The sequence below is a fragment of the Paraliobacillus zengyii genome, from assembly GCF_003268595.1.
Classification (GTDB): domain Bacteria; phylum Bacillota; class Bacilli; order Bacillales; family Amphibacillaceae; genus Paraliobacillus_A; species Paraliobacillus_A zengyii.
In genome coordinates this window covers 3,543,657-3,556,909 of record NZ_CP029797.1, presented here as the reverse complement: position 1 = coordinate 3,556,909, position 13,253 = coordinate 3,543,657, and the positions used below count along the sequence as shown (strand labels likewise).

The window sequence follows — 13,253 nt, the reverse complement described above, 5'->3', positions numbered from 1 at the left end:
ATAATTGATCTTTGGAATCAAAATGGTTGTAGAAGGCGCCCTTAGAAATATTGGCAGTTTTAGCAATTTGCTGAATAGAAGTATGATGATAACCTTGATCAGCAAATAACTTAATGGCAATTTGTTTTAGCTCTTGTTTTTTTGCGATTGGTCACCCCTCCTAATATAAACGAACGGTCATTTTAGGTAACCGATTGGTCAATGTTCATGAAAACCATCATAATTAATAGTTAAGCTAATGTCAAGAAAAGAGCACGTAAATAAAAAAGCCTCTCTTCAATTTGGGAGAAGATAGCTTTGGTTATTACTTCATTTAATTGTAAAAAGAGATCTTTTCCATGATATAGATCGCAATTAACTGAAGTCCATTAGACTTCTTAAATCTACTTGGTTTTCAATCACATCTGCTAGTGTGTAGTCATCTAGTACTTGTAAAAATGCTAGTAGTGCTTTATTTAATGCGTGTTTTAACTTACAAGCCGGACTGAGGATACATTGATTGGTCTCCCTGTTAAAACATTCTAGAATGACAAAGTCATCCTCCATCAACCGTACAACCTTTCCAATGTTAATATCTTGTGGGTCTTGTGCAAGTTTTAATCCACCATTTCTGCCTCTACTAGTTTGAATAAACCCTAATTTGTTGAGCTGAAAAACAACTTTTCGGACATGTTCTACAGATATAGAATAGGTGTCTGCTATTTCTTTAATATTTGTTAACGCATTATCCTCTTTTGACCCAGCCAGCATTAAAACGCGCAAGGCATAGTCTGTATGTTTTTTTAAGCGCATTTCATCACCCTATCCAACGTATGTTTACTAGCAATCATATCTTATTTTTAATAAAAAGTCTTATAAAAAGATTAAAAACATACTATTCAGTCTTTTTAAACACACAAACAGAGTAATCGCTTACAAAAAGTGATAGAATAGGAGCGTAGATAAACACTGTTTGAGAGGAAGCGATTAAATGAAAGTATTATTTATTGGAGGAACGGGGCTTATTAGTAAAGAAGTTTCCAAGCTGGCTGTGGAAGAAGGTGTGGATCTTTACTTATTAAATAGAGGGAATCGAAACTCTTTTGTACCAGAAGGAGCTAAAGTGATTTATGGTGATATTAATAACCGAAAGGAAATGAATACATTATTAGATGAGCACCATTTTGATGTTGTTGTTAACTGGATCGTGTTTACAGAGGCAGATATCGAGCGAGATATTGCTTACTTTACTGGAAAAACAGAACAGTATATATTCATTAGTACTGTCGCTACATATCAGCGACCTCCGCTTCACTATATGGTCGACGAATCAACGCCACAGCATAATCCATGGTGGAAATATGCTAGTGAAAAAATAGCCTGTGAAGATAGGTTAAGACAGGAACTTCGTGAAAATGGCTTTCCAATGACAATTGTCCGACCTTCACAGACATATGGAAATACTAGTATCCCTTTTGCTGTTACAAGCGGTGTTCATCCGTGGACATTGATCGATCGGATTATAAACGGGAAAAAGATTATCGTACCTGGTGATGGAAGCTCCTTATGGACAATCACGCACAATACCGATTTTGCAAAGGGTTTAGTTGGTTTATTAGGGAATAGCGAAACAATTGGGGAAGCCTTTCATATCACTTCTGATGAGGTGAAAACATGGGATCAATATCTTGCTGTTTTGGGTAAGGTTGTTGGTGTTAAACCAAGGATCATCCATATGACTTCAGAATCTATATCTCTTTTTATGCCGGAGTTTAAGGCGCCGTTATTTGGGGATGCTTCTACTAGTTATGTTGTTGATAATAGCAAAATAAAATCCTTCGTTCCAGGTTATAAAGCAACAACTAACTTTGAGCAAGGGATACGAGAGTCGATTGCTTATTTTGAAGAGAATCCAGAATTACAAACTATTGACCATGTCCTAAATGAAAAAATGGATTATGCGATAGCTAGCTATGAGGAGTTCTTAGCGCAAATTAACTAGAAAGAAAGCGTCACAACCTATTCAGAGGTCTGACGCTTTTCTTGTTTTTTCGTTTCGGTTAAATAGCTTAATACCCCGATGGCAACTCCTAGTACAGCACCTCCGGCTACTTCAATTGGTAAATGTCCAAGCATTTCTTTTAATTCTTTCTCCCTTTTATCATGGCGAACACCAGAATGTTCGTATGAAAGATCATCCAATTGTTCATTCAAGTCATTTACCGCAATTGCAATTTCTCCTGTTTGCCAGCGAATCCCCATTGCATCGTACATGACAATCAAACCAAAGACAGTACTAACACCAAAATCTATTGATGGCACCCCCTTTTTCAAGGCTACATATGTAGTGAGGGATGTAACGGCGGAGGAATGCGAACTTGGCATATCCCCTGTACCAAAAAGCTTTGTCCAGTCCCAGTTGCCGTTTTCTAAATAATTTAACGGTACTTTTAAAAATTGCGCGATACCTATTCCAGATAAAGCTGTTGTTATTGATCGATTCAACATTTCGTCACCTCTAGGTATAAGATGAGAAACAAGGACTTATTTTATACGAAAAAAATCATCTTTTATATTCTTTCATTGCAACTAAATTATCACCAGTCACATTCCTTATAATTTCTTCACTTCATCGCGCCAATTATAAATAGGCTTCCAATCGAGGATTTCTTTTGCCTTTTTGTTACTTAACAATGTTTCATAACCTGTTAGTGGTTCACGGAAATCGGTTACACCAGGGAAAGCTTCCTTCATTAAATCAGTACTTTTTATATTCATACTACTGTTATCTGCCGCGATATTTAAAACTGCCGTTCCAAGTTCGTTCTTTTCTACTGCTAATCGATAAGCGATTGCTGCATCACGGGCATCAATGTAGCTCCATAGAATTGCTATACGTTCTTTAGGATTATCTATAAACCCCGGGAAATTTTTATACATATGTGGTGCTGCGATAACGTTTCCAATCCGTAATGAGACAACCTGCATTCCTGTTCGGTTATGGATCATTTTAGCGGTTTTTTCGTTAACTATTTTAGATAGACCATAGCTATCTTCTGGTAATGTCGGATGTTCTTCATCTATAGGAACATATTGTGGTGTTAACCCGCTTTTTGAAAAAACGATGCCATAAATAGATTCGCTTGATGTAATAACAGCCTTTTTAATACCTAAGTTCCCTGCTGCTTCTAAAATATTAAATGTTGCCATTGTATTATTCTGAAATGTAACATCAGTTGGGGCCATGTATGCTCTCGGAATAGCTGCTAAATGTACAACTGCATCAGCACCGACCAATACGTCATATGCCTCACCTAAATTTGTTAAATCTGCAATAATTGTTTCGCAAATTGGATTATCAGGTAGTTTATGATCAACATTTAATACCTTATACCCACTATTAATAAACTCTTCGATAACAGAAGGACCTAGTAAACCACTACCACCAGTAATAACTACTTTTTTCAATAAATTCACCTCTTCTAATTTGATTGCGCTTTCATTTATCATTATACGCGTTTGCTTACATTATTTAAAAGGATATGGCCTGAAAGTAAGTAATAAACGTGTATAATCTTAGTAAGATAATAAAAGAGAAGAGGGTGTGTAAATGGAAATAGTGATTAGTAAAATGCAACAAGAGCACTGGGAACGAGTAAAACAAATCTATGAAGATGGAATTGCTACAGGTAATGCAACTTTTGAAACAAAAGCACCAACTTGGGAAGCATGGGACAAGGGACATCTTGCTACTTGTCGCTTAGTAGCGCTAGTTAATAATGAAGCAGTTGGTTGGGTTGCACTTAGTCCAGTTTCAAGTCGTTGCGTGTATCAAGGTGTTGCTGAAGTAAGTATTTATATAAAAAATGGTTATACGGGTAAGAAGATTGGAAGTAAGTTGATGGATGCGCTTATCGAAGAAAGTGAAAAGACGGGATTTTGGACACTTGAAGCAGGTGTTTTTACTGAGAATAGTGCCAGTTTAAAACTTCATCAGAAAGCAGGCTTTAGAATAGTTGGCACAAAAGAACGGATAAGTAAAATGGATGGTAAGTGGCGAGATGTAGTAATACTTGAACGAAGGAGTAAAGTCATAGGGAATGATTAGAGATGCAAGATGTATCTCTAATCATTAAACTAATCTATTAGTGAATAGTCATTTCGAAATACTTCTATAAGGTCTTTCGCATGATAAATAACTTTATCTGGTTGCGCTAGTGTTGTCGGCATCCTATGCCGGTGATTTAACCAAATCGATTGCCATCCAGCTTGTTTTGCTCCTACAACATCATTTTCAAATGAATCCCCAATATAGATTGTTTTTGCCTTGTCTAATTGTAGCTTTTCTTCAATATAGTTAAATACTTCTGATTCCGGTTTTGCATGTCCAATTTCCCCAGAAATAAAAAGATGATCTTCTGGAATCCACTTTGATAAACCGAGTTGTTTAATTTTCATTGTTTGATGTGCTTTCTCTCCATTGGTAAGGACAGCTAATTGCTTTTTCTCTTTAAAAAGTGCCTCTAATAATTCTTCCACTTCCTTAAAAAGAGTGATTTTCTTTTGCTCCGCTAAATATGTAGCTTGAAATTCAATTGCTTCTTGATAGCTAATCGTAATGCCGAATTCCTTACAAGCTTCAGTGATTCGATATGTTTGTAATTCAACGGTAGTTACTTCGCCAGTTATACTTTTATGAAATAATGCATCACTATATTTTCTACTAGCTATGTAAAGCTTAGTATGCTCTTCATCCGTAAACGTCTGTTTAAACTGTTTAACTACTGCCTTTTTAAAAGGTAATGTTTGATCATAAAGTGTGTCATCCAGATCAAAAATGATTGTATCCAAGATTGTTGCCTCCCGTCATTCTATCCAAGTCCACTGTTAATCATAACATGCTAGATTGATAAGGATGAAGGGTTTTTTGGATTGATAAATAATTACCTTAATTTTTTGAATATTGTAAGTTGAAAGTAAATACGAATGCTGTTAAAATGATCACAAAGATTAAATTGCTTTTTATAGAATAAGTCTACTAGATAAATTGTTTGGGATTTTATAGATAAAAATAGATGGGTGTGGTGATATGAATAGAGTGTATAATTTTTCAGCTGGACCGTCAATGCTTCCTTTACCAGTTTTAGAGAAGGCGCAATCAGAATTATTGAGCTATCGTAGTTCTGGCATGTCTGTAATGGAGTTAAGCCACCGTTCGGCTTTGTTTACGGATATTATTACAGGGGCAGAAAAGCATTTGCGACAATTGATGACCATTCCTGATAATTATAAGGTACTATTTCTACAAGGTGGTGCATCGCAACAATTTGCGATGATACCGATGAATTTACTTGTTAAAAACGGTAGAGCTGATTATATAAACACAGGATCATGGTCTAAAAAAGCAATAAGTGAAGCAAAGAAATTCGGTGATATTCGCGTCATAGCTTCTTCTGAGGAGGAGAACTTCACTTACATACCAAAGATAGATCGAAGCATGATTGATCCAGAAGCTGACTATGTTCATATTACTACCAACAATACAATAGAAGGAACAGCTTATACAGAGTTCCCAGATACAGGTGATGTTCCATTAATCGCAGACATGTCTTCTAACATATTATCAGAAGAAATTGATGTATCTAAATTCGGTTTAATTTACGCTGGCGCACAGAAAAATATCGCACCAGCAGGGTTAACACTTGTGATTATTCGTGAGGATCTAATTGGTCATGCATCGGATAATTGTCCTACAATGATGGATTATAAAACACATAGTGAAAGTGGATCACTTTATAATACGCCACCGACTTATGCCATTTATATTGCTAAGTTAGTTTTTGAGTGGTTGAATGAACTAGGTGGTATTCAAGAGATGGAACGGATTAATCGTAAGAAGGCACAAATTTTGTATGAGGCTATACAGGATTCATCGATGTTTGCGTCACCAGTTAGGGCAGATAGTCGTTCGATTATGAACATCCCATTTGTTACGGTTAATGGAGATGCAGATTTAGAAAGTGCCTTTATTAAAGAAGCACAAGGATTAGGTTTGGAAACACTAAAAGGTCATCGTTCTGTTGGCGGCATGCGAGCTAGTATTTATAATGCAATGCCACTAGAAGGTGTAGAAAAGTTAGTTGGTTTTATGAAAGAATTTGAAGAGAATTATAAATAAATAGGTAGCAGGAGTGGTAATGATTCTATCATTGCCACCTTTTTATATAAGTTGAATCTATGCAAGGTGTCAGATCGGAGGGTTAGTGATGAATGAAAATACGTGTATCTATTGGTCAGATTTTACTGTTGGAGAGTGGCATTTTTATTTAGCTGCGACTACAAAAGGTTTATGTTATGTTAGTTCACCAAATAGTAAGCGGGAAGAGCTTCAAAGTTGGATCACTAAGAAGTTTATTTCTGTTAACTTAATAGAAGATACTGATCAGCTAGAACCATATAAAAATGATTTAATCGCCTACTTCCAAGGTGAATTAACAAACTTAAGCTTTGCTACTGATTTACAGGGAACGCCCTTCCAACAGAAAGTGTGGCAAGCACTTCACCACGTACCATATGGAAAAACGTATAATTACGCACAAATAGCTGAATTAATTGGAAAACCGACTGCTGTTCGTGCAGTTGGAACAGCGATTGGTGCAAATCCAGTGCTTATTTCGGTTCCTTGCCATCGCGTAATTGGTAAAGACGGGACATTAACAGGTTATCGTGGTGGTATAGAAATGAAAAAGCATCTCTTGAAACTTGAACAACATACATTAACAGAAGGTTTATCTTAGACAAAAGGACAATTCTTATTCATCGTGGAATGGTTCTTTTTTGTTGTGAGATAATAGTGATGATCACGTATAAAAAATAAGTGTTTTTTGCTAATAATGCTGTTATAATTTGTTTTTACGTTATATTACAAGGGAAAAGAGAGAGCATATGAATCCAATAAATATATCCTATAAAATGCCGGCAGAATGGGAAGAACATCAACGTACATTTATCTCATGGCCTGTAAAAGAATCGATGTGTTACCCTGAAGATTACGCGACTGTTTCCGATGGTTATCGTGCTATTGTAGAAGCGATAGCAGTCTATGAGCCTGTTACTGTTTTGGTCAATCAGGCAGAAATAGAGAAGGTACAATCACTTTTTAATAACGCGGCTATTGAACTACTTGTAATTGAACATGATGATGCGTGGTTACGTGATAACGGACCAACATTTGTTGTATCAGAGGCAGGTGAGGTTGCAGGTGTCAACTGGATATTTAATGCGTGGGGAGAAAAATACACGCCTTGGGATTTAGATGATCTTGTTGCATCAAAAGTATTAGCGAATTATCAAGTGAAACAAATAGATGCACCAATCGTAATGGAAGGTGGTTCGTTTCATGTTGATGGAGAAGGAACATTAATTACGACTGAAGAATGCTTACTCCATCCAAATCGAAATCCATCCTATACAAAGACAGAAATTGAAGGTTATCTAAAAAAACACCTAGATGTTTCGAAAGTTATCTGGTTGAAGAATGGTCTTGCTGGTGACGAAACAGATGGTCATGTCGACAATATTGCTTGTTTCATTGCACCTGGGAAAATAATGATCCAGGTGTGTGATGACCCAACTGATGCGAACTATAAGACTACTCAAGAGAATCTTGCGATATTAGAAGCGGAAGTAGATGCAAAGGGAAGAAAGTTAGAAATCGTACCGGTCAAACAGCCGCCACTTCGAACAGATGGTGACGACCGGTTAACATTGAGTTACCTTAATTTCTATTTTGTTAATGGAGGTATTATACTACCGGTTTTTGGTGAGGATGCAATAGAAACAGATAAAGCTGCGATCGAACAATTCAAGCAGTTATTTCCTGAACGTGTTATACACCCAATTGATGGAATGGCAATTATTCGCGAAGGTGGTAATATCCATTGTATGACACAACAAATGCCCGTTAACAGGTAAAGAAGGAGAGATAGTAATGGTCCGAAATATAACATTTGCTGCGACCCAGATGAGTTGTTCCAATCAGATAGAAGATAATATTACGAAGGCAGAAGCACTAGTTAGAGACGCTGCAGCACAAGGTGCACAAGTCATCTTATTACAAGAACTATTTGAAACACCATACTTCTGTCAAAAGGAAAAACCTGCTTATTATAGCTATGCGACTGAATTAAGTGAAAACAAGGCAATTCAACACTTTCAACAGATTGCTAAAGAGCTAAAGATTGTTCTTCCAATCAGTTTTTATGAAAAAAAGAACTATGCTAGATACAATGCGCTTGCGATGATTGATGCAACTGGTGAAATATTAGGAACGTATCGAAAGAGTCACATTCCAGATGGTCCTGGGTATGAAGAAAAGTTTTACTTTAACCCAGGTGATACTGGCTTTAAAGTTTGGGAAACGCGCTTTGGAAAAATCGGTGTAGGAATCTGTTGGGATCAATGGTATCCAGAAGCAGCAAGGGTGATGGCGTTACAGGGTGCTGAGGTGTTGCTTTATCCAACAGCAATCGGTTCAGAACCAGAAGACGCATCGATTGATTCAAAAAATCATTGGCAAGCATGTATGCTTGGTCATGCAGCTGCGAACTTAATGCCTGTAATTGCATCCAATCGAATTGGTGTTGAAAAAGATGAAGAATCAGAAATTACTTTTTATGGCTCTTCATTTATTGCAGGTCCAGAAGGGAATAGAATTGCAGAAGCTGGAAGAACTGAGCAAGAAATCTTACTTGCTACATTTGATTTAGATGCGTTAGATGCACAACGAATTGAATGGGGTATTTTCCGTGACCGCCGTCCAGAGCTTTATCACGTTATTACGACAAATGATGGGCAACAACCAGCCAAATAATGTAGAAAGATGATCCTCCTATTTTAGTGTGAGGGTCATCTTTTTTTTTTTTTTTTTTGTTTTTTGTTTTTTTAATTATGCAGTAATACAGTATAATAGAACGTTGTTTTGACGATATAAAACTGTTATATTATATAGTGTAATTAAAGTATAACAGGGGGGATTTTTTTGAAGAAATTAGTAAGTGTTTTTGTTTTGCTAGTTGTTTTAGCTGCATGTGATAGCAGTAGCAGTGAAGAAGTAACTAATTGGGATGAAATAGAAAAATCAGGTGAAATTGTTTTTGCGACAGCAGGTACGCTATATCCAGCTTCTTATTATCCTGAAGGTTCTGATGAGTTAACTGGGTATGACGTTGAGGTAATCCGAGAGGTAGCTTCACGCTTAGACTTGGAAGTTAAATTTGAAGTTATGGCTTATGATGCTATGCTGGCTGCATTGCAATCTGGACGTGTTGATATAATTACAGCTGGTCCTAGAGAAGAGAGCAAAGACAATTTTATTTTTAGTCAACCTATTAAATATTCTTATTCAACTATGATTGTTCGTTCAGAAGATCATTCAGGAATAGAGAAGTTGGAAGACCTTGAAGGGAAAAAGGCTGGTGGAGCTGCGACAACTGTATATAGCGATATAGCAGAGAAGTATGGGGCTGAGGTAGTAACGTACGGTAATGCAACCAATGATGTCTATTTACGTGATGTGGAAAATGGCCGAACTGATGTTGTGATTAACGATTACTATTTACAATCCCTTGCTCTTGAGGCTTTTCCTGAGATGGAAATAGAATTGCATTCCGACTTAAGGTTCCATCCTCAAACAGTTAGTGTTGTGGCTGACTTAGGTAGTGACGAACTAGCGGAGAGAATCGAACAAACCATTGGTGAAATGAAAGAGGATGGAACACTGACTGAAATATCCGCGGAATTCTTTGGTGGTCAGGATGTATCGCAAGAAATAACTGAAGATATTGAAGAAATAGATGGAATAGAATAAAAATAGTGCATAATCATGAATCCCTTAAAGTTTGAAAGTATGAACCTCGGGGATTTTATTGTGTTTACCTAATATGTATTAGAGAAATTTATTATTCACTAATAATTAGTTTATTATGCCCGATATAAGATAGAAGATATCTTATAAATAATATTCTTTCGAAACCTTAGTACAAGTGGAGGGTAACTTTTGTACACACAACCAGATCTTAACTACTTTATTGTTTTAAATGGTGAATATGATTGGCCTATTGTATTTTTATCTGTTCTTATGGTTTGTTTCGCTTCTTATGTAGCAATTTCAATGAATGATCGCATACAAAAAAATAGTTTTTTTGATCGTAGAATTTGGCTATTATTAGCCTCAGCTGCGATGGGTTTTGGGATATGGTCGATGCATTTTGTTGGTATGGGCGCATATATGTTGCCAGTTTCAATGAGCTATGATCATAGTTTAACATTGTTGTCGATGATTCCAGCATTTGGTGCATCCTTCATAGCCTTCTATTTAGTGAATCAACTAGATAAGTCCTTGTCTCTCTATATATTGTCAGGATTTATAATGGGTCTTGGGATTACTGGAATGCATTATATTGGAATGGAGTCCATGGTTATGGATGCTAACTTTTCATATAATCCGCTTTTTGTATTCTTTTCCATTGCTATTGCAGTAATTGCTTCTTTTGGTGCATTATATATTTTTTCGACTTCTCGAAAAAGGAAAACGCGAGGATCATTCATAAAAGCGGTAACGTCTATTTTTTTAGGACTTGCTGTTACGAGTATGCATTATACCGCAATGTTTGGAACAACTTTTTATCTGAACCGAAATTACTTAGTTACGGATGGTACTACCCATCAAATGAATACGCCGCTTTTAATCACAGGTATATCTATTGGTGTTGTAAGCTTATTGGTTTTGTTAATGCTATCCGTATTTCTTGATCGTTATATTGATTATCGTGTAAGTTTCTTCGATACACGTACAAAGCTTCCTAATGCTCGTCTGTATGAGAAGGCAATTAGACAAACGAGTTCAAGTAAGTCTTTAGCGGTTTGGCAAATTAATAATTTTGAAAAAATGAATATGGTGTACGGTTATCAATCTAGTGATGAATTAATTGATTATGTGGTGGATACATTAAAAAAAGTCCATATTCCGCAACTAACACTATATCGTTTAAGAGATAATCAATTTGCTTTCTTACTGAATCGTTCAGATCATTTAGAACGTTTGAAACTGGCAATGAAAGAAGTGTCTCAGGGTTGGGATAATCCTGTATTGATTTCAGATAATCATATTATGATTGAAGGTGCATGTGCAATTTCAACGATTACGCATAAAGATGATATCAGAGATTTATACAATCATGCATTATCTGTATTGGAACACCCAACCACTGGTTTTCAACAAGAGGTGGTTCTTTATGATTCAGCTGTTCACACCTATTCTTTCGATCATAAAATAATGGAGGGAATAGATAGAGCGATGGTGGAGAATCAACTCTTTCTCGTTTACCAACCTAAAGTGTGGGCTGATACAATGTCCACGTTGGGATTTGAAGCGTTAATTCGTTGGCAACACCCAGAATATGGGCTGTTATCACCCGCCGTCTTTATTCCAATATTAGAGCGATATAAGCGGATGAGAGACTTAACGGACTGGATTATAAAAAAGGCATGTAGGCAGTTGGTAGACTGGCAAGAAGAAGGTCATATAGAATGGAATATTGCGATTAATATTCCTGGTGAATATGTTAGTTCATCCCGATTAGTTGGGGTATTGCAGCATGTAATAAAGGAAACTCAACTAGATGCACAAAAGATAGAACTAGAAATTACCGAAACGAGTTTTGTTGAATCTATTGATACGGCAATGTATTCTATAGAAACTTTCCGTTCGCTCGGTTTTAAAGTCGCACTAGATGATTTTGGAACAGGGGTATCATCTTTATCTTATTTAAAACAAATGCCTATTTCTACATTGAAAATAGATAAAACATTTATTGAGCATGTTCCAGAATCAGAAAAAGACGCAGCAATAGTAAAAGCAATTATCGACCTTGGGCAGTCGCTTAATTTAACCGTAGTTATTGAAGGAATTGAAACAAAAGAACAATTTCTATTTTTAACCAAGCATAGATCAGATTTACTATTGCAAGGTTATTACTTTGCCAAACCAATGACAGTAAAAGAAATAGAGACTTGGATAGTTAAGAATCACACCTTGATTTAAAAAGGTGTGATTTTTTTGCTGTGTTTAACATGGACGATTATTGAGCTATAATTCGAAATCCCATTTTATTAGAAATGTATCACTAAAATTGTATTAATTGTAACTAAATAGATAAACTAACCTAAAATGAATACATGGAGGTTAGTTATTTAATGAAGCAACCTAAAATAAATTTAACATCATCAGAAATAGGTGCACTTTGGGCAAGTTACATGACTGAAAGTGGTGCAATCCCGTTATTAAAGTACTTTCTCGAAAAAGTTGAGGATAAAGAAGTTAAATCAGTTCTTAAAATAGCATTAAATTATAGTGAAGAACACATCTTAGAAGTAATCAATATTTTTAATGAGGAGAATTATCCTGTGCCAATTGGTTTTACAAAAGCAGGTGTGGACTTGAATGCACCTCGGTTATATTCAGATACATACGCTCTTTATTTTTTACGCAATTTAGGTAAAGCTGGGATTGCTAGCAATGGCGCGGCGTTAACCTTTTCAGCTAGAGAGGATATGAGAAATATTTACATTAGATATATTAATGATTCAATTCATGTGGAAGATGTTACAAAGCAAGTTCTTCTGTCTAAAGGCTTATTTATTAGACCACCTCATTTGCCGGTTCCGAAAGAAGTAACGTTTGTGAAAAGCGAAAAGTTTTTACAAGGTTGGCTCGGTGAAAGAAGACCATTAACTGCTGAAGAGATATCTCATATTTATATGAATTATACAAATAATATTTACGGTTCCTCTCTTTTGATGGGTTTTGCACAAGTAGCAAAAAATGAACAAGTAAAAAAACACTTCATTAAGGGGATGGAATTGTCTAGAGGAATTTTAGAGGTACTAAAGGTTCTAATGGATGAGAGTAATTTACCGTCGCCTATGACATGGGATGCAGAAGTAAGCGATTCAACAATACCTCCTTTTTCGGACAAGCTAATGCTATTCCAATGTAATGCTTTAACTTCCATTTCATTGGCGAATATTGGTGGTTCTGTTGCATTAAGTTTTAGAAGAGATTTAGCTGCTAAATACGTTAAACAAATGACAAAGATAGGCTTGTACGGTGAAGACGGTGCTGAATTAATGATAAATAATGGTTGGTTAGAATACCCACCACATTCAGTGAACAGAAAAGACTTGCTTAATTAAAGAGTACATAACATGTTATC

13 protein-coding genes and 1 pseudogene are annotated in these 13,253 nt (G+C 36.0%); 9 read left to right on the top strand and 5 right to left on the bottom strand.

Annotation, left to right across the window (positions count from 1 at the left end; all coding sequences use genetic code 11):
• Position 1: 1 nt before the first annotated feature.
• Positions 2-115 (bottom strand): annotated as a pseudogene (locus tag DM447_RS18890) (TetR/AcrR family transcriptional regulator); the annotation flags it as partial.
• Between the two features lie 239 nt (positions 116-354).
• A complete protein-coding gene (locus DM447_RS17400) occupies positions 355-792 on the bottom strand; it encodes an RrF2 family transcriptional regulator (RefSeq protein ID WP_112182444.1) in 438 nt (145 codons plus the stop codon).
• Positions 793-970: 178 nt separating this feature from the next.
• Between DM447_RS17400 and DM447_RS17395 the strand changes: the two genes are divergently transcribed.
• Positions 971-1,981, top strand: a complete 1,011-nt coding sequence (locus DM447_RS17395; RefSeq protein ID WP_112182443.1) for an NAD-dependent epimerase/dehydratase family protein — start codon at positions 971-973, stop codon at positions 1,979-1,981.
• Between the two features lie 17 nt (positions 1,982-1,998).
• On the opposite strand, the gene DM447_RS17390 is transcribed toward DM447_RS17395, so the two are convergent.
• Positions 1,999-2,484, bottom strand: coding sequence for a divergent PAP2 family protein (locus DM447_RS17390; protein ID WP_112182791.1), 486 nt, complete (start codon positions 2,482-2,484; stop codon positions 1,999-2,001).
• A 108-nt stretch (positions 2,485-2,592) separates the two neighbouring features.
• The gene (locus DM447_RS17385; RefSeq protein WP_198663127.1) at positions 2,593-3,447 is read right to left on the bottom strand and encodes an NAD-dependent epimerase/dehydratase family protein; all 855 of its coding nucleotides are present in this window, start codon (positions 3,445-3,447) and stop codon (positions 2,593-2,595) included.
• 142 nt (positions 3,448-3,589) lie between these two features.
• Here DM447_RS17385 and DM447_RS17380 point away from each other — a divergent pair, with 142 nt between their 5' ends.
• A complete protein-coding gene (locus DM447_RS17380; RefSeq protein WP_112182441.1) occupies positions 3,590-4,087 on the top strand; it encodes a GNAT family N-acetyltransferase in 498 nt (165 codons plus the stop codon).
• A gap of 29 nt (positions 4,088-4,116) precedes the next feature.
• Here the strand turns inward: DM447_RS17380 and DM447_RS17375 are convergent, their stop codons facing one another.
• A complete protein-coding gene (locus DM447_RS17375) occupies positions 4,117-4,830 on the bottom strand; it encodes an HAD family hydrolase (protein ID WP_112182440.1) in 714 nt (237 codons plus the stop codon).
• 238 nt (positions 4,831-5,068) lie between these two features.
• On the opposite strand from DM447_RS17375, the gene serC reads away from it, so the two are divergent.
• The 7 genes from serC (at position 5,069) to DM447_RS17340 (ending at position 13,233) form a co-directional block, all read left to right on the top strand.
• The gene (serC, locus tag DM447_RS17370) at positions 5,069-6,157 is read left to right on the top strand and encodes a 3-phosphoserine/phosphohydroxythreonine transaminase (protein ID WP_112182439.1); all 1,089 of its coding nucleotides are present in this window, start codon (positions 5,069-5,071) and stop codon (positions 6,155-6,157) included.
• Between the two features lie 88 nt (positions 6,158-6,245).
• Positions 6,246-6,776, top strand: a complete 531-nt coding sequence (locus DM447_RS17365; protein ID WP_112182438.1) for a methylated-DNA--[protein]-cysteine S-methyltransferase — start codon at positions 6,246-6,248, stop codon at positions 6,774-6,776.
• Positions 6,777-6,924: 148 nt separating this feature from the next.
• Complete coding sequence (locus DM447_RS17360) at positions 6,925-7,953, top strand: agmatine deiminase family protein (RefSeq protein WP_112182437.1); 1,029 nt, start codon at positions 6,925-6,927, stop codon at positions 7,951-7,953.
• A 16-nt stretch (positions 7,954-7,969) separates the two neighbouring features.
• Positions 7,970-8,851, top strand: coding sequence for an N-carbamoylputrescine amidase (gene aguB, locus DM447_RS17355; protein WP_112182436.1), 882 nt, complete (start codon positions 7,970-7,972; stop codon positions 8,849-8,851).
• 168 nt (positions 8,852-9,019) lie between these two features.
• A complete protein-coding gene (locus DM447_RS17350; protein WP_112182435.1) occupies positions 9,020-9,847 on the top strand; it encodes a transporter substrate-binding domain-containing protein in 828 nt (275 codons plus the stop codon).
• 189 nt (positions 9,848-10,036) lie between these two features.
• On the top strand, positions 10,037-12,082 hold the full coding sequence (locus tag DM447_RS17345; RefSeq protein WP_112182434.1) for a bifunctional diguanylate cyclase/phosphodiesterase: 2,046 nt from the start codon (positions 10,037-10,039) through the stop codon (positions 12,080-12,082).
• A 152-nt stretch (positions 12,083-12,234) separates the two neighbouring features.
• A complete protein-coding gene (locus tag DM447_RS17340; RefSeq protein WP_162632680.1) occupies positions 12,235-13,233 on the top strand; it encodes a DUF3231 family protein in 999 nt (332 codons plus the stop codon).
• The last annotated feature ends 20 nt before the right edge of the window (positions 13,234-13,253 follow it).

What these genes read in the sequence shown, in the direction of transcription:
- DM447_RS17400 (WP_112182444.1), bottom strand. Translation starts at nt 792, where the DNA reads ATGCGCTTAAAAAAACATACAGACTATGCCTTGCGCGTTTTAATGCTG.
- DM447_RS17395 (WP_112182443.1), top strand. Translation starts at nt 971, where the DNA reads ATGAAAGTATTATTTATTGGAGGAACGGGGCTTATTAGTAAAGAAGTT.
- DM447_RS17380 (WP_112182441.1), top strand. Translation starts at nt 3,590, where the DNA reads ATGGAAATAGTGATTAGTAAAATGCAACAAGAGCACTGGGAACGAGTA.
- serC (WP_112182439.1), top strand. Translation starts at nt 5,069, where the DNA reads ATGAATAGAGTGTATAATTTTTCAGCTGGACCGTCAATGCTTCCTTTA.
- DM447_RS17365 (WP_112182438.1), top strand. Translation starts at nt 6,246, where the DNA reads ATGAATGAAAATACGTGTATCTATTGGTCAGATTTTACTGTTGGAGAG.
- DM447_RS17360 (WP_112182437.1), top strand. Translation starts at nt 6,925, where the DNA reads ATGAATCCAATAAATATATCCTATAAAATGCCGGCAGAATGGGAAGAA.
- aguB (WP_112182436.1), top strand. Translation starts at nt 7,970, where the DNA reads ATGGTCCGAAATATAACATTTGCTGCGACCCAGATGAGTTGTTCCAAT.
- DM447_RS17340 (WP_162632680.1), top strand. Translation starts at nt 12,235, where the DNA reads ATGAAGCAACCTAAAATAAATTTAACATCATCAGAAATAGGTGCACTT.